This is a genomic window from Phytoactinopolyspora mesophila (assembly GCF_010122465.1).
Taxonomy (GTDB): domain Bacteria; phylum Actinomycetota; class Actinomycetes; order Jiangellales; family Jiangellaceae; genus Phytoactinopolyspora; species Phytoactinopolyspora mesophila.
The window spans coordinates 383186-404195 of sequence record NZ_WLZY01000003.1; the positions used below are offsets into that span (position 1 = coordinate 383186).

The window sequence follows — 21010 nt, forward strand, 5'->3', positions numbered from 1 at the left end:
GACGCTCCAGCGGAACATACGCAAGGTGGGACGCTGATCGGATCATCGACCGACCGTCCACACCCTCCCGCCGTGAACGACGCTCCAGCGGGAACGAGAACGAAGGCTGACGATGGCTTTGGCCGACCGTCCGGAGGCGAAGGCATGAGTGCCAAGCACGAATGCCGCCGCCGGAGGCCAGGGAGGCCAGAGCCATCGTCAGCCTTCACACCTACGATCAGCTGGCGAGCGTCTCCTCCACGCGCCTGCCCAGCTTCTCGTCGACGCTGCGCCAGTAGGCGAACACGCGCTGGCGCAGTTCGTCCGAGGTGACCTTGCTGACGTGTCCGGCGATGTTGCCTACCAGCCGGTCCCGGGCGGCGTCGTCGAGCACCTCGCGTACCAATGTGCCCGCCTGGATGAAGTCGTCGTCATCGCGGTGCAGGCTGGCTGCTGCTCGCACGAGTTCGCCATCCGACTCCCAGCCCGCGTCACCGACCAGCGACGGGTCGGCCTCCGGGCCGCCGTGGCTGTTCGGAGCGTAGACCGGGCGGTCGGGCGAGGCCCACGAGTACCGCATAGCGCCGTCCTTCGAGTACGAGTTGACCTCGGCCTTCGGCGCGTTGACGGGGAGCTGGGCGTAGTTGGTGCCGATCCGGTAGCGATGTGCGTCGGCGTAAGAGAAGATGCGGCCCAGAAGCATCTTGTCCGGACTGGCCGCGATACCGGGAACGAAGTTGCTCGGCTCGAAGGCGGCCTGCTCGATCTGGGCGAAGTAGTTCTCCGGATTGCGGTCGAGGCGCAGATTGCCGACCTTGATCAGCGGGTAGTCGCCCTTCGGCCACACCTTGGTGAGGTCGAAGGGGTTGAAGCGGTAGTCCGCGGCGTCCGCGTACGGCATCACCTGGACGTACACCGTCCAGCTCGGGGCGTCACCGCGCTCGATCGCGGTATACAGGTCGCGGATGTGGTAGTCGGCATCCTCGCCCGCGATCTGATCGGCGTCGGCCTGAGTGAGGAACTCATGGCCCTGGTCGGTGCGGAAGTGGTATTTCACCCAGAACCGCTCACCCGCGGCGTTGATCCACTGGTACGTGTGCGAGCCGAATCCGTCCATGTTCCGCCAGCTGCGCGGTAGGCCACGGTCACCCATGAGCCAGGTCACCTGGTGCGCGCTCTCCGGGGAGAGGGTCCAGAAGTCCCACTGCATGTCGTGGTCGCGCAGGTTCGTGGCCGGCAGCCGCTTCTGCGACCGGATGAAGTCCGGGAACTTGATGGTGTCGCGGATGAAGAAGACCGGCGTGTTGTTGCCCACCAGGTCGTAGTTGCCCTCGCTGGTGTAGAACTTCAGCGCGAACCCGCGGGGGTCACGCCACGTGTCCGGGCTGCCCTGCTCTCCCGCGACGGACGAGAACCGGGCCAGCGCCTCGGTGCGCGCTCCGGGCTGGAAAAGCGCCGCCTTGGTGAATTGACTGACGTCCTCGGTGACTTCGAGGACACCGAAGGCGCCGCCGCCCTTGGCGTGAACCACGCGCTCGGGAACCCGCTCGCGGTTGAACTGTGCGAGCTTCTCGACGAGGTAGTGGTCGTGCAGGACGATGGGGCCGTTCTGCCCGACGGTGAGCGAATGGGCATCGCTGCCTACGGGGGCACCGAAGTTGGTGGTGGTCGGTGGGTTGTTGCTCACACGTACTCCTTGGTTTCGCTGGTGCAGGTGGGGCACAGACCCCAGAACGTGACCTCTGCCTCGTCGACGACGAAGCCATGGGCGGGTTCTGGCGTCAGACATGGGACCGCGTCGCCGGAACATTCGACGTCGACGACGACGCCGCAGGAACGGCAGACCAGATGGTGATGGTTGTCTCCGACCCGCGTCTCGTAGCGGGCAGCTGAGCCGGCCGGCTCGATGCGACGGAGCAGGCCCGCTTCGGTCAGAGCATGCAGGACGTCGTACACCGCTTGCGTCGAAACTGACCCCAGTGACGCCCGGACCTGCCGGGCGACGGTGTCGGCGTCGGCGTGCGGGTGTTCTTCGAGCGCGGACAGCACGCCGAGGCGCGGCGCCGTGACCCGAAGACCGGTAGCGCGCAGACGTTCCTCCGGGGAGTTTTCCCCAGGGGGCGTTGGTGCGTCGGTGGCCATGTCTCGATCTTGATGCCTTTTCTGGAATTAGTCAAGTTAACGAGCTAATCCAGGATCTCGCTGACCCGGCCGGCGCGTCGGCGCTATGAGTTCGTTGGTGTGCGACGGCGCAGCCAACCGATCACTCCACCGCCCGCGACGAGCACAAAGATGCCGAGCATCACCGGGAGCATCAGCGAAACGGAAACGAACCGAGCACTCAGCCACCCGATGAGTGCGCCCAATACAGCTCCCACCGGCAAGGTGGCCGACACCGGAATCACCCATCGAGGCATGGCGACCAGCAGCCCGGTCGGGCTGGTGCGATTCCAGCCGTACTGCGCCATCCGCCGGATCAGATAGACGCCGAGCACCAGCCCGAACGCGGCAAAGGCCATCGTCATGGCGAACATGCCCGCTGCCCGCTCAACCGGAGTCTCCTCGACCGCGCTGGACGTGCCGTTCGGACCGGTGATCTCCACGGCGCGGCCGCCGAACAGCATCACCGTAACGTCGTGACCCGCTCCGCTGATGCCGAGACGATCGGCCTGCCCCGGCGAGATCTGTACCACCACGTTGCCTTGGAAGAGCACGGTGTCCGGCGGAGCGTCTGGAACGGAGACGTGGATCACCGCCGTGGAAGTGCTCCCGCCGTGTTGGGGCGCTGAGGTGCTCCGCCGATCTATCCGGGCCGTCGTCTGGCCAGGCAGTTCGGCGAGACAGTCGGACGACGGCTGGCCTTCGGCACACGGCGAGGCATAGGCATAGCGCGACACTGTCGACAGGTCTCCGGGCAACGACGCGGCGGCCAGGCCGGACAGCACGACGGCAGCCGCAAAGAACAATGCGAGAACCCAGGGCGGCACGATACCCAACGATTCAAGGGTTCCACTACGCCGCGCACGAGCCATCGTCTTCCCTTCGCCAAGACGTGTTGTGCCGATCGGCGGCCTCGGTCCTTGGCTCCGCGCCGCGCCGCGCCCTGTGATTGTTGCAGGAACAATTAGGTGTGTGAAGTGCTCGCGAAGATCCCCGCATCCTCTTACGCTGATCTAGGTGTAAAAGGGGGTGGGGCATGACCACGGAACGCAACACCGACTACACCGACGAAAGCCTCGACACGGGCATGGCTGGCCGCACGGAGCTCCGGATTCACGGCGTCAGCGGAACGCCGCCCGAGGCGATACTCGACCACCCCCTGCTGAAACAGGTAGCAGGCGACGACAAAGCCGGCTTCCACCGGCGCTGGTATCCCGGAGGACGCTCGGCCGACATCACCAGCGGACACCGCCTCGAGGCCTACCACTGGGGCAACCTCACCTCCGGCTCGGCTGCTCGGGCGGCATGGTTGATGCTGTTGCCGTTCATGCTGGCGAACCTGGCGCACTGGATGTTGCCACCAGTGCGGGCGGAAGCGCGCCGCGCCCGTGCCGCCGCCGGACACGCCGCCGCCATGCTCCTCCGGCTTTTCGGCCTGGCGCTCACTTTCACGCTGGTCCTCACGGCGGTCCAGGCCGCAATGGACGTAGCCGCCTGGCAATGCGCCGGGAACTGGCGCTGCGGGTCGTCGTCGCCTTTGACCACGATGCTCGTCGACGGCTGGATGTCCGAGCCCGGAACGCGCATCGTCATCTCCGCACTGGTGCCGTTGGCGGTCGTCGGTGGAATCGCCGTGCTGGGCCGCAAACCGCTACGCCGCACGTCGCCGGAGCCCGACGTGTCCGTGGCCAGAGAAGGCGACCGGCCACTGTCCCGGCGCAGTTTCTGGCGCGGCAATCCGGGTATGCCCGCGCTGCGCTCGGCCCACGTTGCCGGGTCCGCCGCCCTCCTGGCGGCCACGATCGCCTGGCCGGCCACGACCCTCGCGGCCTCCGGGGCGATGGCGATCGCCGGTGCCGTTGTGTGCGTCACCTCGCTCGCTGTCGTGGGGGTCGCAGCCGGCTTGGTCGCCACGGAAGGGATAGCCGGGCGTTCGGCATATCGCTCCACTGCCGTCGCCGCCACTCGCCGGCTCGCATTCGTGCTCTTGGTGTCTGCCACGATCTTCTCGGTGTGGGACCACGGCCGCTGGGAGGCGGCCGGTCGCCTTCCCGGATTGCGCCCCGCTATCCTGATCCTGTTCGGCGCCGGATTCGTTCTCCTGCTGCTGCTCACGGCCGCCGTTCTAGTTCAGCAGCCGTGGCGGCACGACACCGGCGGATTCCGGCCCACCATGCGCGGACTCGGCACGCCGGCCGTCGCCACGATCGCCTACCTCATTGCCGGTGGCTTATCCGCTGGGCTTGCCTACCGGGTGAGCGACCTGCTCGGCTTTCCCGTCCTCAGCCAGTCCTCCGCGGATGCCCTTCGCGGGGCCACCAACCGGATCATCGCCGACGAGTCGCTGCCGTTCGCCACTCGCCAGGCCGCGTGGACCAGCGACTGGCCGATCGTCATACCGCCGTCGTTCGCCTGGGCCGGTGCGGCGGCCGCCGTCATCGTCGCCGCCGTGTTGCTGATCGCCGCCTGGATCGGTGTAGGCATGTTCCGCCGGGTCGGTCCCCTGGCCGAGCAGATCGCCGCCGAACACAACAGCGCCCTGACACGCCGTTCGGACAACGGCGCGAACACACCGCCTTCGTCAACGGTTCGCCGGGAGGCTTCGGACCCCGAGATCCGGCGAATTGCCCGCGTGGTGGCCGCAGCCTCACTCACCGAAGGTTCGGGGCGATTCGTGGGCAGGGTGGTTCTGGTAGCCGGGGCCGTGCTGGTGGCCGGACTCGGCGTCTACGCGGCTGGGGTGGACAACTGGCGACTCGTCGAGGAACCACCGTTGTCCAGCCTCACCGCATTCGGGACGTGGCTGGTGGGCGCCTTCGCGCTCGGACTGGTGGCGCTGGTCTGGCGCTCGGTTCACAGTCCGGCCCTGCGTCGCGTGGTGGGGATCCTGTGGGACGTCGGTAGCTTCTGGCCGCGAGCAGCCCATCCGCTCGCCCCTCCCTCATACGGAGAACGCGCCGTTCCCGACCTAGTGGACCGCGTAAAGGAACTGGCAGCCGCACCGGGTTCCAGCGTCTTGCTGTCTGGGCATTCTCAAGGCTCGGTACTGGCCGCCGCCACAGTAATGCAGTTGCCGGAGGAGGTCGCCGGACGTGTCGACCTGATCACCCACGGTTCACCGCTGCGCCGTCTGTACTGCCGCCACTTCCCCGCATACCTCGATCGATCGGCCCTCCACTCGGTGGCCGGCACCGTCAACTACGGCTGGAAGAACTTCTACCGGGACACCGACCCGATCGGTTCTTGGGTGTTTCGTCCCGACGACGGACCTCCCGACGACGCTCACGCCCCTGCGGACCGAATCGGCGACATCGACCACCGACTTCTCGACCCCCCGACACTGGACGATCCGATCGCCGGGCATGCCGACTATTGGCACGACACCGCTTACGCCTCGCACGTACGTTCCCGGCATTGATCCGCGCCGAATGTGCGGATGTTCGCCAGAGCAACTCGACGATACGGTCGTCCTCACCGCTGGCCAAGGCCAGGAGGGGCGTTATGTCCGCTGAACCCGTGCGCCCGGCCCGGCGGCTCAGTTCTCGTCGCCGGGCTCGTCCGGGTGCCGCCTGAGATAGACGATGCCGGCGGCCAGCCCGCCCCACACGACCACGATCGATACCACGAGCATGGCAACGGCTCCGCCGGACATCAGTCGCTCCCTTCCTCGTCGGTGACACTGACGAACCGATCGGCACGCCGCGACGGCAGATACGCCAGCGCGATACCGACCACCAGAACACCCACAGCCACCCCCCACCCGGCTACGAGCAGGAAACCGACGGGATAGTCCTCATATGGTGCCTCGAACTCCGTGCGCAGGCTGTCCACCATCATCCACCCGAGCACAACCGGCGTCACAACACCCAGAGTCAACAGCCACCACCAGCCCAGACGCAGCGCCGAGGTCTCGTTCGCGTGCGCCTGCAATGTGGGAAGCCGGCGCAGCACCCACGCTACGACGACAACGGAGACCAGCGCAGCCATAGCGATGCCGTAGTGGTTGACGAAGTGGTCGGCCGCGTCGAGGATGAACAGTCCTTCCGGGGTGGGGAACAGCACGAGCGACGCCAGTGCGATAGCACCGCCGACCACCAGCACCGTCGGGACCCGCGACCACCCGGTACGGTCCTGTACAGCCGAGACGACCACCTGGACGATGCTGATCAGTGACGAGAGCCCGGCGATGACCAAGGCGCCGAAGAAGAGGATTCCGAACAGCCCGCTACCGGCCGGCATGCTGGAGATGATCGTCGGGAAAGCGATGAACGCCAGGCCGATCCCGCCTTCGTCGAGTACCTCACCGACGCCCACACCGGCGTTCGCCGCCATGAACCCGATGGCGGCGAACACACCGATGCCCGCAAGAATCTCGAACGAGCTGTTCGCGAATCCGGCCACCATGGCCGAACCGGTCAGGTCAGCGCGCCGGCGTAGGTACGACGCATAGGTGATCATGATGCCGAACCCGACGGAGAGCGAGAAGAAGATCTGGCCGTAGACGGCGACCCACACGCTCCCGTCCGTAATGGCGCTCCAGTCCGGGGAGAAGAAGGCGTCCAGCCCATCGGCCGCGCCGTCCAGCGTCAGCGACTGGACCACCAGGATGGCGAAGACCACCACGAGCAGCGGTATGAAGATCTTGTTCGCCCGCTCGATGCCGCGTCGCACCCCGAGCGCCAACACTCCCAGCGTGATCACCCACACCGCCACGAGAGGCCACGCCACTCCGGCGACGTACGACGAGATCATGCCCGGCTGGTCCGCACGTTGCAGGAAATCGCTGATGAGGAAGGATTCTGGATCCGTACCCCAGTCCTGGCCGACCGAGAACCCGGTGTAGCGCATGGCCCAGGCGATGATCACCGCGTAATAGGTGGCGATCACCAGACAGATGGCTACCTGCCACCACCCGATCGTCTCAGCTCGCCGGGACAGTGACCGATAGGCCAGCGGCGGCGAGCGACGGGCTCTGCGGCCGATCGTGTACTCCATGATCAGTAGCGGGATGCCGGCCGTCAACAGGGCGATCAGGTATGGCAGCAGGAACGCGCCCCCGCCGCTCTCGTAGGCGACGTACGGAAACCGCCAGATGTTGCCCAGCCCGATGGCCGAGCCGACAGCTGCCAAGATGAACCCGGCTCGGGTTCCCCATTGCTCACGTTCCCGGGACAACGCAGCCTCCGTCAGCCGACTGATGCCTTCCGAGGGCACGGTAACCCGTTGTCGCTCACCACACCACCGCGATCGCCGGATCCCGCCGCCCCGCCCCTAGATGATCATGTTTGGTGGGTTTTCTCTTGCGTCGACAGGCCTGCAGGCATGATGAGGCACAGGAAGTGCTTGTGATGTATCAGCGAGTGACGGAAGTCAGCGCTGGTGAAGCCACTGGGCGGCTTCGACAGCCCAGTACGTCAAGATGATGTCCGCGCCGGCCCGCCGGATGGACGTCAGCGATTCGAGGACGGCGCGGTCCCGTTCGATCCAGCCGTTGGCCGCCGCTGCTTCGATCATCGCGAACTCACCGGACACCTGATAGGCGGCGACCGGCACATCGGCGATCTCCCGGGCCTTGGCCACCACGTCCAGATAAGACATCGCCGGCTTGACGATCACCATGTCGGCGCCTTCGTCGACGTCGAGGCGGACCTCTCGCATGGCCTCGATGATGTTCGCCGGGTCTTGCTGGTAGGTGCGGCGATCACCGATCAGCGACGATTCGACCGCATCCCGGAACGGGCCGTAGAACGCCGACGCGTATTTCGCGGCGTAGGCAATGATCGCGACATCGGTGTAGCCCGCGCTGTCGAGCGCTGCACGCACCGCCCCCACCTGGCCGTCCATCATGCCGCTGGGGCCGACGACGTCAACGCCGGCTTCGGCCTGCGCCAGGGCCATCTGCTCGTAGGCGCGCAGCGTGGCGTCATTATCGACCACGCCGTCCGGCGTCAGCAGCCCGCAATGACCGTGGTCGGTGAACTCGTCGAGGCAGAGGTCAGCCATCACGACGGTGGCGTCTCCGACCTCACTCACCACCTCGTGGATGGTCGCGTTCAGCGCCCCATGGGGGTCGTGTGCGCCACTTCCCTGTGCGTCCTTGTGCTCCGGTATGGCGAACAGCATCAGGCCGCCGACGCCGGCCTCGACAGCCTCGACGGCGGCCTTGCGGACGGTCTCGGCGGTGTGCTGGACCACGCCGGGCATCGAGGGCACCGGCCGTGGCTCGGCAGCGCCTTCGCGAATGAACATGGGCAACACCAGATGCCGCGGCTCGATGGACGTCTCGCCCACCAGCCGGCGCATGGCAGGCGTCCGGCGCAGTCGCCTCGGGCGCTCGTTCGGATACGGCATGGTGCTCTCCCTCATGTTGCGTCCTGCACGGTGTGGCCCGGGGCCCTCAGGGTGCAGGACGCAACCGACAGGTTACTGCGCGCTCTTCCTCCGTGACATCGCGCGCCGGCGCTGCGAAGGCCGCAGCAGCGGCTCGCCTGCCTCCAGCAACGACATCCGGCGGGAAGCACCGAACTCGGCCAGGGCCGATGCGAGCAACTCCGCCGACGGTTCCGGCGCCATGACGTCTACCCGCAGCCCGTGCTCCTCCGCGGTCTTGGCAGTGGCCGGCCCGATACAGGCGATCACCGTATTGGCGTGTGGCTTGCCCGCGATGCCGACCAGGTTCCGGACCGTGGACGAGGACGTGAACAGCACGGCGTCGAATTTGCCGGTCTTGATCGCCTCGCGGGTCTTGGCCGGCGGCGGAGCCGCGCGCACCGTGCGGTACGCCGTGACGTCATCGACCTCCCAGCCCATGTCCATCAGCCCAGCGGCCAGTGTCTCGGTCGCGATGTCCGCCCTCGGCAGGAAGACGCGGTTGATGGGATCGAGGACCTCGTCATACGGGGGCCAGTCAGCCAGCAGCCCCAGCGCCGACTGCTCTCCGGAGGGCACAAGATCAGGCTCGATGCCCCATTCGCGCAGCGCCTCGGCGGTCTTCTCACCAACGGCCGCCACCTTCAGCCCGGAAAGGGCACGCGCGTCGAGCCCGTAGCCGACCAGCTTCTCCTTCACCGCACGCAGCGCGTTGTATGACGTGAAGGCAATCCACTCGTAGCGTCCTTCGACCATTCCGCGGACGGCTTTGTCGATCTGCTGCGGGTTGCGTGGCGGCTCGACGGAGATGGTGGGGACCTCTTCAGGCACCGCACCGGAGCGACGCAACGCCGTGGACAACGATGCGGCCTGTTCCTTGGTTCGCGGCACCAGGACGCGCCAGCCGAACAGGGGCTTGGTCTCGAACCAGGACAATGAATCCCGGTTACCGACCGCATCGCCGACGATCAGCACGTACGGACCCTCGAGTTTCGCAGCCTTGACCGCCGCGGCGACGTGATCCAGCGTGGACACGACCGTCTGCTGTTCTACCGTGCTGCCCGCTGTCACAACTGCAACCGGAGTGCTGGGAACGCGGTCGGATTCGATGATGCTCTGTGCCAAGTCCGCCAGCTGTTCGTTGACACCGGTGAAGACCAGCGTGTCCGCCGTGCAGGACTGCAGGTCGATCTTTCCACCGATGTCAAAGATCTGAGTGGTTCGGCGCCGGCCGGCCACCAGCGGCACGCCGGCGTGCACCGGGATGGCTGTGCCGGTGGCTACACCCGCCACGACCTCGAACGGTATTCCGGCCTTCACGCAGGCCAGCGCCTCGTCGGCGCCGGTGGCGTGGCTGAACGGATCGCCCTCGACCAGCCGGACAACCCGTCGGCCGGTCTTGGCGGCCTGGACAACGCGACGGCCACGCGCCGCGGCGGTCAACGCCACACCTGCGTCGTCGACGCTGAGATCCACGACCTCGACGAGATCCGGTGCGTGCTCGAGCATTCGATGATGGACGGTCTCGTCGAGAACGACGACATCGGCCTCCCGGAGCGCTTCCACAGCCCGGAGGGTAAGCAGCCCCGGATCACCGGGGCCGGCGCCGACAAATGCGACGCCACCTTGATCAGTGCGCACGTGCGCGTTGAGCGGAGTGGTCACGAGACGTTCTCCTTCTTCGGTGCCGGCATCTCGGCACCGACGACTGTCCCGGCCCCGTCGTCGAGCATCTCTTGAGCTAGCGCTCTTCCGAGCTGCTCAGCTTCGCCGACAGGTCCGGTGACGGACTTGCGGATAGTCACGGCGCCGTCGTCACTGACCACGGCGCCTCTTATATACAGCTCCATGAACACAGCCGAACCAGCCGTCTCGCTCGTTGCTCGACTGGCTTCGGGTGTTCCCGAGAGCTCTTCATCCTGAGTGTCTTCACCTTCTGCCGTAACAGCGTACGCACCCACGGGTGCGCTGCAACCGGCTTCGAGACGGGCCAGGACCACCCGCTCGGCAGTGACAGCAAGCCGCGTCATGGGATCATCCAGGACAGCGATCTTGTCGATCAGCTCAGTATCGGTGGAACGGCATTCCACCGCGAGCGCTCCCTGCCCGGGGGCTGGCAGCACCTGAATCGGGTCGAGCACCTCGGTGACGGCATCGAGCAGCCCTAGGCGGGACAGCCCCGCGTGGGCCAGAACCACACCATCGAGAATGCCATCGGCCACCTTGGACAACCGGGTGTCGACGTTGCCACGTACCGGAACGACTTCCAAGTCCAGGCCAAGCGCCCTGAGCTGCGCCGCCCGACGAGGTGAGCCGGTGCCGATCTTGGACCCAGGCGGCAGTTCACCCAGCGTCAAGTGGTCCCGGGCGCACAGCACGTCACGTGGATCAGCCCGTGGTGGCACGGCCGCGAGTGTAAGCCCTTCAGCCGCGCCGGTTGGCAGGTCTTTCAGCGAGTGCACAGCAAAGTCGACCTCACCCGCCAGCAATGCTTCCCGCAAGGCGCTGACGAACACGCCGGTACCACCGATGGTGGCCAAAGGTTCGTCCGACGTATCGCCAAACGTGGTGATCTCGACCAGATCCACCTCGAGCCCGCTCGCCGCGGTCAGCGCCTCCGCCACGCTGCGCGACTGAGCGAGAGCGAGCCGGCTCCCTCGAGTACCAAGGCGAAGTGCCGGGCTCATGCCCGCTCACCCCACTCCAGGTCGATGGTGACGTCAGGTTTCGCGACAGCATCGATCGACCGATGGTCGAGTGAGAACAGTTCGCGCAGCGCGTCCTCATAAGAAGCGCCGTCGGGCTGCGAGGCGAGTTCCTTGACCCGCACGGTCGGCGAATGCAGAAGTTTGTCGACGACGCGGCGTACCGTGGCCGCGACTTCCGCGCGGGTACGCTCGTCGAGCCCCGGCAGGCGCCCTTCCATCCGGCCCAGTTCGGCCTCGACAACGTCAGCGGCCATCGTGCGCAGGGCGATGACAGTCGGCGCCACCCGGTCGACACGCCTAGCCGCAGAGAAGGCCGAGACCTCGTCGACGACGATAGACCGCACCGCATCGACATCGACGGTGACCGCTCCGCCGTCGGCATCGTTCGCATCCGCGAGTGTGGCCAGATCCGTGAGCACCACGCCTGGCAACTGCGCGACAGTTGAATCGACGTCGTGCGGCATCGCCAGGTCCAGAATGCCCAGGGGCCGGCCGGCCCGCCGCTGAATGACTGTCTCGATCATGTCGTGGGCGATGACGATCCCGGCTGCCCCCGTGCACGAGACCAGGAGGTCGGCGTCATGTAGCAGGTCTGGGATGGCGCTGATGGGCGCGGCGGTTCCACCGATCGAATCGGCCAGCCGCTGGGCGTGATCCAGCGTGCGGTTGACCACCACGACGTCGGCACCGGTCTCGGCGAGCGTGGTCGCGGCCAGCGCGGACATGGACCCGGCGCCGACGACCACTACCCGGAAATCAGCAACGAGCTCGCGCCACGAGGTACCGTCCATCCGGCCGACGGACCAGCCGTCCGGCGCCACCGACGGCGCCAACGTGGCGAGCCCTACCGTGACCAGTGACCGGCCGGCGTCGTCGATGTTCGTCTCTGCGTGCGCCCGCTTGCCGACCCGCAGCGCGGATTGGAACAGTTCGCTGAGCACCCGCCCGGTGGTGCCTGATGTCTGGGCGAACCGGAACGCCTCGCGCACCTGGCCGAGAATCTGCGTCTCGCCCACCACCATCGAATCCAGCCCGCTGGCGACATGGAACAGGTGAGAGACCGCGCGCTCCGCATAGTGCACGTAGAGGTAGGGAGTCAGGAGTTCCAGCGGCACGCCAGTGTGAACCGAAAGGATCCGGCCGGCTTCCTCGACACCGCCGTGGAAGGTCGCGACATCGGCGTACAGCTCCAGGCGATTGCACGTCGAGATGACAACGGCCTCGGACAGATGCTCGGCGGAGTGCACTTCCTCGAGGACCTTGACCACCGAGTCGCGGCTCAGGGCCACGTCCTCGAGAGCCTCGACCGTAGCGCTGCGGTGCGAAAGTCCCACCACGAGCACGCTCATCCGCGCACCGCCTTCGCCAGTTCGACGGCTTGTTCGGCTGTCAGAGCCAACGCCGAGCCGTTCTTCCGTTGTTCGTGATACGCCAGAATCTGCAGCTCAGTGGAGAGATCCACCTTACGCAGGTCAACACCCGGCGGCACCTGGACGACCGCGGGCGCAAAGTTCAGGATGCTGGTGATGCCAGCCGCCACCAAGCGCTCACACACCGCCTGTGCCGCGCGGGCGGGCGTCGCGATGACGCCGATGGCGATGTTGAGCTCCGACACGACCTTCTCGAGTTCGTCGGAATGACGCACCTTGAGACCAGCCACCTCTTCCCCGGCACGGTTCGGATCAGCGTCGATCAACGCCGCGATCCGGAACCCGCGTGAGGCGAATCCGCCGTAGTTGGCCAGCGCATGCCCGAGGTTTCCGATCCCGATGATGACCACGGCCCAGTCCTGCGTCAGCCCGATCTCGCGGGAGATCTGATGCCGGAGGAAGTCGACCTCGTAGCCGACACCGCGGGTACCGTAAGAACCGAGGTAAGAGAGGTCTTTTCGCAACTTCGCGGAATTGACCCCCGCGGTCTCGGCCAGCTCCTCCGAGGACACGGTAGCCACGCCGCGTTCGGCGAGCGTCGTCAACGCGCGCAGGTAGAGAGGCAGCCGCGCCACCGTTGCCTCGGGAACGCCACGAGGAACCGATGATTGCGCAGCTTGCGTGAGCGAGCGGCTGTGTCGGGTCACAATACTCCCCGGTCGGCCGGAGCCGGATACGACAAGGTGGGGGTGGTGTCGTCCCCGAATCCGGTGGAACGTACTATGACCTAACCCTAGGCCACTTGTGAAGCGACGCACAAAGTTGCGATCTTGGCGAACGTCGACTATGAGCCGTTCCCCGCGACGAAGCCCCCGGGCGGCACCATCGTCGTGAGCGACAAAACGAACTGCGGCGCCGGCCTGCGCCTTCCCACCGACGCAGCCGCGGCGCGCGCCTAACTCAGAGCCTTGCGCAGCCGGTTCTCGTCAACCCACCAGTAGTCGTGCTGCTCACCATCAACGAAGATCACCGGTATCTGGTCGCTGTACCGCCCTTCGAGTTCGGCGTCACCGACAATGCTGCGCTCTTCCCATCCAACGCCCAAGTCCGCGCACACTCGCTCGATGATGATGCGAGCATCGTCACACAGGTGACACCCCGGCCGGCCCAGCATCAGGACCCGGGGACTCTCGTTGCCAACCATTGGACTCACACTACTCTTGATACCCATGCGCCTTCGCCGGGATCAGTACCGAAGTGTCGGCCGTGCGGCGGCCGAGACCGCGGAGGCGATAGCCGGCATCGAGCTACCGTCCGACTCCCGCGCGGCGGCGTTCTTCGACCTGGACAACACCCTGCTCCACGGTGCGTCGCTCTTCTATCTGGCGCGTGGCTTGCATGAGCGCGACTTCTTCCGGACGAGCGACATTCTCCGCTTCGGGTACCAGCAAATCCGTTTCGCCGCCGGCGCCGAACATGCCGTGCATATGAGCGAAGCCCGGAACACCGCGTTGTCGTTCATCGCCGGGAGGTCGGTCGCCGAGCTCTCCCGGATCGGCGAGGAGATCTTCGAGGAGCGCATGGCCAGCAAGATCTGGCCAGGCACCCAGGCGATCGCGCACCTGCACATGGACCAGGGCCAACGCGTGTGGCTGGTGACCGCGGCGCCCGCCGAGATCGCTGCGATCATCGCCAAGCGCCTGGGCCTGACCGGCGCGTTAGGCACCGTGGCCGAGCACACCAACGGCGAGTACACCGGCCGGCTCGTCGGCGACCTGCTACATGGCGACGCCAAAGCGGCCGCGGTAGAGGCGCTGGCCGCGCGCGAGGGTCTCGACCTGAGCCTCTGCTCCGCATACAGCGACTCGGCGAATGACATCCCCATGCTGTCGCTCGTGGGCCACCCGTGTGCGGTCAACCCGGATCGCAAACTGCGTAAACATGCCAAGCAGCACGGCTGGCGAATCCGCGATTACCGGGGCCGCCGGCGTAACACCACCCTCGGCGTGGCAGCGGGCAGTGGAGCGGTGGCCGGCACGGCGGCCGGCATACTGATCGCCCGCCACCGCCGCTGACCGCTCTCCCTAAATGATCATGTTTGGTGGGTTCTCTCGTGCCTCACCATGCCTGCAGGCATGGTGAGGCACGAGGAGACCTACCGAACGTGTTCGTACGGGGCTCTGATGAGCGCGTGGGTGGGTGGGTTCGTGAATGGATTATTGGACTGGTTCATGCGGGGCTGACGCGTCGGGCACAGGGGTTGGCAGTTTCTGGCACGACGATCTTCACGCCCCGCCCCCCCATACTGCCCCCTGGGTGGGCACCCGTCGTGGTTCACACGACGATCTTCACGACCACTGCCCCACACCTGGCGGCATGGCCGTGGTGTTGGTGCCACCGGTTGTGAAGATCACCGGGTGACGCCACGCGGGCGCATCGGCGTTCGCGCGCGGGTCGTGAAGATCGTCGTGTGAACATGGACCGCCCGCCGGGCCAGTACGGGCGTCGTGAAGATCGTCGTGCCAAGAAACGCCGCTGGAGGCCGTCAGGAGTCACACGAGCGGGCACACACCGGTCGTGAAGATCGTCGTGTGAACCACGACGGGCCGCCACCAGCTTCGGGCAGCCGAGCACGTCCGGCACTCACACCACCCCACGCCCAACAGGGGCCAGGACGCGGACACGTCACTGCACCCCACCGACCCACGGACACACAACGCGGCAATGCGCGACCACCCACGGAACAGTCAGAAACGCCCCATTTAGGAGGGCTTAAGAGAAGGCGCCGCCACGCTGTTCGAGTAGCGAGTCCAGGGTCCGCTGGATCACGTCACGCACATGGTCGGTGAGCTCGAAGACCACCATCGGGTCCTCCGCGGCCCCGTCGCCGTAGCTGTCGGTGGTGATCGGCTCACCGAACTCGATCATCCACTTGGACGGCAGGGGCACCATGCCCAGTGGCCCCAGCCACGGGAAGGTCGGAGTGATCGGCACATACGGCAGCCGCAACAAGCGGGCAAGGAAATCCGCGTTCGCGATCATCGGGTAGATCTCCTCGGCTCCGACGATGGAGCACGGGATGATCGGCACGCCGGCTCTCAGCGCCGCGGCCACGAAACCACCGCGCCCGAACCTCTGCAGCTTGTAGCGCTCCGAGAACGGCTTACCAACACCTTTGAAGCCTTCCGGCCATACACCCACGAGTTCACCGGACGCCAGCAACGCGCCGATGTCGTCGTTGCACGCCAAGGTTGATCCACTCTTGCGCGCAAGGTCGGAGACGACGGGCAGCTGAAAGACGAGGGTGGCGGCCAAGGTCCGCAGATGGCGCCGCGCCGGATGTTCGTCGTGGACCGCCAACTGGGTCATGAGGGAGTCGACCGGGATGGTGCCGGAGTGATTCGCGACGATCAGGGCCGCGCCGTCGGCCGGCAGGTTGTCGATGCCGCGGACCTCCGTGCGGAACCAGTTGCGATACAGCGGCCGAAGTAGCGGCAACAGCACCGATTCGGTGAGTTCTTCGTCGAACCCGAAGGCGTCGACGGTGAAATCTCCCGTCAGCCGCCTCTTGGCGAATGAAAGCAGGCGCTCGAGCCGTTCAGCAGCCATATCACCGATGGTTTCGCTCATGCGCTCACCTCGTCCCGTCCCGGCCGATCAAGGACTGCAGCACCTGCTCGACTCCGGCGACGCGATCCCGGTCGAGGATGCCGCCGCGCGCACGGGCGTCGACGAAGGAATCGAACGTCTCGACAGTGCTGTGCCGAGGCGTGAATCCGAGAACGTCGCGCATCCGAGTGGTGTCCACGCCGCGGCCGAACGTCAGGAACCGAGTTTGCACGGAATCCATATCCGCGATGCCGGAGCTACGCATCAAGCCGCGGACGAACGGGGTGCCCAGAGTCGGCAACGGCACCGGCACTCGCCCCGCCCGCCGTAACGCCTGACTCAACACCATGAAGCCGTCGCCTGCGACGTTGAAGATCCCCGGATGCTCCTCGACCGTGGCCAGCCTCAGCACGTCCAGGCAGTCTTCTTCGTGAACGAGCTGGAAACGAGGGTCCCGGCCGAATACCACGGGCACAACGGGCAACACGAAGTACTCAGACAGCGCCGAGCGGATCCCGGGGCCGAGCACGTTCGCCAATCGCAAGATGGTGACGCTGACGTCTGGGCGGCGCCGGGAGAAGCCCCGCACGTACCCCTCGACTTCACTTGCGTCCTTCTCGTAACCGCGCCGTGTGTTGGCACCCTGGGCCATGTCTTCGGCGAACAGAGCGGGCGCAGCGGGATGCGCTCCATAGACGGCGGTAGACGACTTGACGACCAGCTTTCGCACGGTGTCCGAGCGTTGACATGCAGCCAGCAGCTGCATGGTGCCGATGACGTTGATCTCCTTCTGCGGAGCTCGGCCGCCGGCATCGGAGCGAGTGGCGAGGATGTTCATGTGGACGACGACGTCGGGACCGCACCGGGCGATGACCCGATTGATGGCCGACGTGGTGATATCCGCCTCGACGAACTCCGCGGCGCCGATGTCTTCCTTGGGAGGCATGACATCGACGCCGATCACCCGGATACCGGGTTCCTTGGACAGCAGATGTGCCAGCTGGGCACCCAAGTACCGGGCGACCCCGACGACCATCACGATCCCGGACACCGCTGGCCCTACCTTCCCCTGCGATTGCGGTCAGCGTATAGCGCGCATGTCATGCCGCGACACTGCTCCCAGGCTCCGCCGTTGGTCGTCCGTGCAACCTTCGATGTGCTGCGCTACTTGCCTTGGCGACGACGCTGCACTCGAGTTCGGCGCAGCAGCTTCCGATGCTTCTTCTTCGCCATGCGCTTACGGCGTTTCTTGACCACAGAGCCCACAGGGCACCCTCACTAGATTCGGACTGACACGACTGGTTTGCCCGCCGACACTACCCGATCACGGGCATCCTGCACCGAGTCAGCGTGCGATCACCACACAGGGTACCCGCATGCCATCCAAACCGTGTCACGCGAGGGGTCGTCAGGAAGGTGGTCAGCCCGCCTCCATGCCCTGAACGTAGGACTTGTCCAAGTACTCATGTACGGCGCTCTCGGGTATCCGGAATGACCTGCCTACCTGCACGGCCGGCAGCGTGCCAGCATGCACGAGCCGATAGACCGTCATCTTGGACACCCGCATGGCGGTCGCGACCTCGGCAACCGTCAGGAACCGCACCTCGCCCAGGGGCTGTCCTTGGGGCGCTTCCGGTCCGCTCGTCGTCATCGCTCCTCCACCACAGTGCCGGCGGCGCGTCTCTCGCGCATCGTCCTCGGCAGCGTGTTACCTGATCGTAGTGGCTGATGTGACGGATGGGAAAGGGGAGTAGCCAAACTGATCTTTTTCTTATTACAAGCGATACAAAACCCTAGGCGCTCCGCCACGGACGCCGGCCGCGGGCTCACATCATCGGATCCAGGCCGTGCAGGGGGAACACTGCCGATCTAGTGGCAAGTATTGCCTGGTCAAGCCAGTCCGCGGGATCGTAGCCATCCTCCCAGTCACTGAAGTCACCGCGTGCACCGTCGGTCATCCGGCGAGGAGCGACACCATAATCGCTGGTACGTACGAACTCCCGCCAACTCTCGGGGACCAGGGCTTCCGGTTCGATCGGCGCGCCCGCCGCGATGGCGAGCAGATGTGTCCAAGCCCTGGGCACGACGTCGACCAGGGCGTACCCGCCGCCGCCGGTGGCCAGCCACCGCTTTCCACACAGCTCGTGCGCCAGTGCTCGCAACGCCAGGTACGACGCCCGCTGCCCGTCGACAGTCAGCGTCAGATGCGCGAGTGGATCCTCAGCGTGGCTGTCGCAGCCGTGTTGAGACACCAGGACCTGCGGCTTCCATGTGCGCAGGATCGGCGGGACGACGGCATGGAACGCGCGCAGCCACCCGGTGTCGCCCGTGCCGGGAGGCAGTGCCACGTTGACGGCCGTGCCCTGGGCGTCAGGCCCACCGACCTCGTCAGGAAAGCCGGTTCCAGGAAAGAGCGTCCGCGGCGTTTCGTGCAGGCTGATCGTCAGCACCCGGGGATCGTTGTAGAAAATCGCCTGGACACCGTCGCCATGATGCACGTCGACGTCGACATAGGCCACTCGTTCCGCGCCGGCGTCGAGCATCGCCTGAATGCCTACCGCGACGTCGTTGTAGACACAGAAACCGGAGGCCGCATCCGCCATCGCGTGGTGCAGGCCGCCGGTGAAGTTCACCCCGTGGGTGACGCTACGGCCCCAGACCGCGCGCGCCGCGGCCACGGTTCCACCGACGATCAAAGCGCTCACCTCGTGCATACCTGCGAAGCACGGGACGTCGTCGGTACCGAGACCGTGCGCGACATCAGCCTGCATCGGGTCGGCCCCGGCCGACCGCACCGCGTCGATGAACTCCGGAGTGTGCACAGTCGCCAGCAGCTCGTCGTCGGCCATCTCGGGGGCGATGACCTCGACACCACGTCGATCGAGGACGCCCATGTCTCGGGCGAGCCGGAACGTCAAGGCCAGCCGCAGTGGATTCATCGGATGGCCGGGCCCGAAGTCATATCGGGTCAGCGCGTCGTCCCATGCCACATGCAGGGTGGTGCCGGCGTCATCCATAGACCACGACCCTAATGCCCTTCACTGGGCACTCAGCGCCCCAGTGCCGGGGACCTTCAGACCTGGCCGGAGGACAATGCCCTCGAGCGATCGCGGGCCGCCTCGATGGCACCGAGGAAATCAGCGCGGACGCGGCCCTCCTCCAACAACCTGAGCGCCGCCGCCGTGGTGCCGCCGGGCGAGGTGACACCCTCTCGCAACACGGTTGGATGTTCGCCGGTCTCGCGCAGCAGCTTGGCCGACCCGACCAGCGTCTGCACGACCAGCTCAGTGGCGGTGACCCGGGGCAACCCCATGTGTACCCCAGCCTCGATCATCGCTTCAACCACATAGAACACGTAGGCGGGCCCGGAGCCGGAAATGGCTGTGACGACGTCGAGCTGCTTCTCCGGGACACGGATGACCTTGCCGGTGGGCTTGAGCAGTGCCTCCGCCTCACGCAAGTGGGCGTCGTCGCAATGCGACCCCGGAGAGATCGCCGCCATTCCCTCGTCCACCAACGCTGGCGTGTTCGGCATGACGCGGACGACGGCGGTACCGGCCGGCAGCCGCGACTCGATGAACGCGGTGGTGATGCCCGCCGCCAGGCTCACGATCAGCTGCCCCGGCCGCACAGAGGTAGCGACCTCGTCCAGCAAGCTACCCATGTCTTGCGGTTTGACGACGATCACGACCGTTTCAGCACGCTTGACGGCCGCCGGATTGTCTACTGCTTCGACCCCGTACCGGTCGGTCAGTTCCCTGACCCGCTCCGGCCTGCGTTCGGTGACCAGCAGCTCATCAACCCGTTTGCCGGCTCGGACCAAGCCGGAGAGAAGGGCTTCACCCATCACCCCGGCCCCGAGGATCGCGACTGTCATCGTTTACTCGCCACCGATCGCAGGAATAGGAACATGTTCGCCGGCCGTTCGGCCAGACGCCGGACCAGGTACCCGTACCAGTCTTCACCGTAAGGCACATACACCCGCATACGCTCGCCTGCGCGCACCAACCGCCTCTGCTCTTCGGGCCGGACACCGTAGAGCATCTGATACTCGTAGCTACGCTGTTCCCTTCTGAACTTCGCCGCCAGCGATCCGGTGATCTCGACCAGCCGCGGATCGTGGGTAGCCAGCATCGGATACCCGGGGCCACCGAGCAGGATCTTCGCGCACCGCACATATGCGCGGTCGACGTCGTGCGGATCGAGGTAGGCGACGCTGGCGGGCTCGTTGTACGCGCCTTTGCACAACCGGACCCGGGAGCCCTCATAGGCGAGATCCCGGCAGTCTGCTTCCGTGCGCCGCAGATATGCCTGCAGCACCGCGCCGGTCTCAGGAAAATCTAAGCGAAGTTGCTGGAGGATGCCCAACGTGGAATCGGTTGTGGTGTGGTCTTCCATGTCGAGGGTGACGGTGGTGCCCGCATTACGCGCCGCCTGGCACACCCGCCGCGCGTTGTCGAGCGCGATCTTGGCACCGTCGCCGGGCAATGCCTGCCCCACCGCGGAGAGCTTGATCGAAACTTCTACGTCCGAGGCCAGGCCGGCTTGATTCACCGCGTTGAGCAGCGAGATGTAGGCGTCGGCCACCTGTTTGGCCTGGTCCCGGTCATGGGTGTCCTCGCCGAGCAGGTCGATGGTGACGGTCAGATCGTCGGCGACGAGTTCGTCCGCCGCTCGGATCGCGTCACCCTCCTTGGTACCGGCGACATAGCGCGAGACGAGACGCCGCGTGACCGGCACCTGCTCAACCGCGCCTCTGAGGCGCGAACTCCGGGCTGCCTTCAACAACAGCGACCGAAACAAGGATCCTGGCAA

Annotated in this window: 20 protein-coding genes and 1 pseudogene; 3 read left to right on the top strand and 18 right to left on the bottom strand. The window is 66.2% G+C overall.

What is annotated here, in order from left to right; genetic code table 11:
• Positions 1–217: 217 nt before the first annotated feature.
• The 3 genes from F7O44_RS11570 to F7O44_RS11580 form a co-directional block, all read right to left on the bottom strand.
• On the bottom strand, positions 218–1666 hold the full coding sequence (locus F7O44_RS11570; protein ID WP_162450381.1) for a catalase: 1449 nt from the start codon (positions 1664–1666) through the stop codon (positions 218–220).
• Positions 1663–2121 (bottom strand): Fur family transcriptional regulator, encoded by a 459-nt coding sequence (locus F7O44_RS11575; protein WP_162450382.1) that lies wholly within the window; start codon positions 2119–2121, stop codon positions 1663–1665. The genes F7O44_RS11570 and F7O44_RS11575 overlap by 4 nt, the downstream gene beginning before the upstream one ends.
• An 83-nt stretch (positions 2122–2204) precedes the next feature.
• On the bottom strand, positions 2205–2975 hold the full coding sequence (locus F7O44_RS11580) for a hypothetical protein (protein ID WP_162450383.1): 771 nt from the start codon (positions 2973–2975) through the stop codon (positions 2205–2207).
• A 200-nt stretch (positions 2976–3175) separates the two neighbouring features.
• Between F7O44_RS11580 and F7O44_RS11585 the strand changes: the two genes are divergently transcribed.
• Entirely contained in the window at positions 3176–5557 is a 2382-nt protein-coding gene (locus F7O44_RS11585) for a hypothetical protein (RefSeq protein WP_162450384.1), read from the top strand.
• Between the two features lie 117 nt (positions 5558–5674).
• On the opposite strand, the gene F7O44_RS11590 is transcribed toward F7O44_RS11585, so the two are convergent.
• From F7O44_RS11590 to F7O44_RS11620, 7 genes are all read right to left on the bottom strand, one after another.
• A complete protein-coding gene (locus F7O44_RS11590; RefSeq protein WP_162450385.1) occupies positions 5675–5791 on the bottom strand; it encodes a methionine/alanine import family NSS transporter small subunit in 117 nt (38 codons plus the stop codon).
• Complete coding sequence (locus F7O44_RS11595) at positions 5791–7353, bottom strand: sodium-dependent transporter (protein ID WP_222851281.1); 1563 nt, start codon at positions 7351–7353, stop codon at positions 5791–5793. The genes F7O44_RS11590 and F7O44_RS11595 overlap by 1 nt, the downstream gene beginning before the upstream one ends.
• Positions 7354–7509: 156 nt before the next feature.
• Complete coding sequence (gene hemB / locus F7O44_RS11600) at positions 7510–8490, bottom strand: porphobilinogen synthase (protein WP_162450386.1); 981 nt, start codon at positions 8488–8490, stop codon at positions 7510–7512.
• Between the two features lie 72 nt (positions 8491–8562).
• Positions 8563–10173, bottom strand: a complete 1611-nt coding sequence (locus F7O44_RS31770) for a uroporphyrinogen-III synthase (RefSeq protein WP_162450387.1) — start codon at positions 10171–10173, stop codon at positions 8563–8565.
• Positions 10170–11195, bottom strand: a complete 1026-nt coding sequence (gene hemC, locus F7O44_RS11610) for a hydroxymethylbilane synthase (RefSeq protein ID WP_162450388.1) — start codon at positions 11193–11195, stop codon at positions 10170–10172. Before hemC ends, F7O44_RS31770 begins: the two co-directional genes overlap by 4 nt.
• Entirely contained in the window at positions 11192–12565 is a 1374-nt protein-coding gene (locus tag F7O44_RS11615; protein ID WP_162450389.1) for a glutamyl-tRNA reductase, read from the bottom strand. Before F7O44_RS11615 ends, hemC begins: the two co-directional genes overlap by 4 nt.
• Positions 12562–13293, bottom strand: a complete 732-nt coding sequence (locus F7O44_RS11620) for a redox-sensing transcriptional repressor Rex (RefSeq protein ID WP_162450390.1) — start codon at positions 13291–13293, stop codon at positions 12562–12564. Before F7O44_RS11620 ends, F7O44_RS11615 begins: the two co-directional genes overlap by 4 nt.
• 123 nt (positions 13294–13416) lie before the next feature.
• Here F7O44_RS11620 and F7O44_RS31095 point away from each other — a divergent pair, with 123 nt between their 5' ends.
• The gene (locus F7O44_RS31095) at positions 13417–13545 is read left to right on the top strand and encodes a hypothetical protein (protein ID WP_281353511.1); all 129 of its coding nucleotides are present in this window, start codon (positions 13417–13419) and stop codon (positions 13543–13545) included.
• On the opposite strand, the gene F7O44_RS11625 is transcribed toward F7O44_RS31095, so the two are convergent.
• Positions 13542–13790, bottom strand: a complete 249-nt coding sequence (locus tag F7O44_RS11625) for a glutaredoxin family protein (RefSeq protein WP_162450391.1) — start codon at positions 13788–13790, stop codon at positions 13542–13544. The two genes, F7O44_RS31095 and F7O44_RS11625, sit on opposite strands and share 4 nt — an antisense overlap.
• Positions 13791–13815: 25 nt before the next feature.
• On the opposite strand from F7O44_RS11625, the gene F7O44_RS11630 reads away from it, so the two are divergent.
• Positions 13816–14661 carry an HAD family hydrolase gene (locus tag F7O44_RS11630; protein WP_162450392.1) on the top strand — a complete coding sequence of 282 codons (846 nt, stop codon included), beginning with the start codon at positions 13816–13818 and terminating at the stop codon, positions 14659–14661.
• Between the two features lie 697 nt (positions 14662–15358).
• Here the strand turns inward: F7O44_RS11630 and F7O44_RS11635 are convergent.
• The 7 genes and pseudogenes from F7O44_RS11635 to F7O44_RS11665 all read right to left on the bottom strand — a co-directional run.
• Positions 15359–16168, bottom strand: a pseudogene (locus F7O44_RS11635) (lysophospholipid acyltransferase family protein); the annotation flags it as partial.
• A 52-nt stretch (positions 16169–16220) separates the two neighbouring features.
• Positions 16221–17246, bottom strand: coding sequence for an NAD-dependent epimerase/dehydratase family protein (locus F7O44_RS11640; RefSeq protein ID WP_222851283.1), 1026 nt, complete (start codon positions 17244–17246; stop codon positions 16221–16223).
• A gap of 113 nt (positions 17247–17359) precedes the next feature.
• Positions 17360–17461 (bottom strand): 30S ribosomal protein bS22, encoded by a 102-nt coding sequence (locus tag F7O44_RS11645; RefSeq protein ID WP_013020966.1) that lies wholly within the window; start codon positions 17459–17461, stop codon positions 17360–17362.
• A 154-nt stretch (positions 17462–17615) separates the two neighbouring features.
• The gene (locus tag F7O44_RS11650; RefSeq protein WP_162450394.1) at positions 17616–17846 is read right to left on the bottom strand and encodes a helix-turn-helix domain-containing protein; all 231 of its coding nucleotides are present in this window, start codon (positions 17844–17846) and stop codon (positions 17616–17618) included.
• Between the two features lie 175 nt (positions 17847–18021).
• Positions 18022–19212 carry an acetoin utilization protein AcuC gene (locus F7O44_RS11655; RefSeq protein ID WP_162450395.1) on the bottom strand — a complete coding sequence of 397 codons (1191 nt, stop codon included), beginning with the start codon at positions 19210–19212 and terminating at the stop codon, positions 18022–18024.
• Positions 19213–19268: 56 nt separating this feature from the next.
• Positions 19269–20072 carry a pyrroline-5-carboxylate reductase gene (proC, locus tag F7O44_RS11660; RefSeq protein WP_162450396.1) on the bottom strand — a complete coding sequence of 268 codons (804 nt, stop codon included), beginning with the start codon at positions 20070–20072 and terminating at the stop codon, positions 19269–19271.
• Positions 20069–20998 carry a proline dehydrogenase family protein gene (locus F7O44_RS11665; protein WP_162450542.1) on the bottom strand — a complete coding sequence of 310 codons (930 nt, stop codon included), beginning with the start codon at positions 20996–20998 and terminating at the stop codon, positions 20069–20071. Before F7O44_RS11665 ends, proC begins: the two co-directional genes overlap by 4 nt.
• Positions 20999–21010 lie beyond the last annotated feature (12 nt).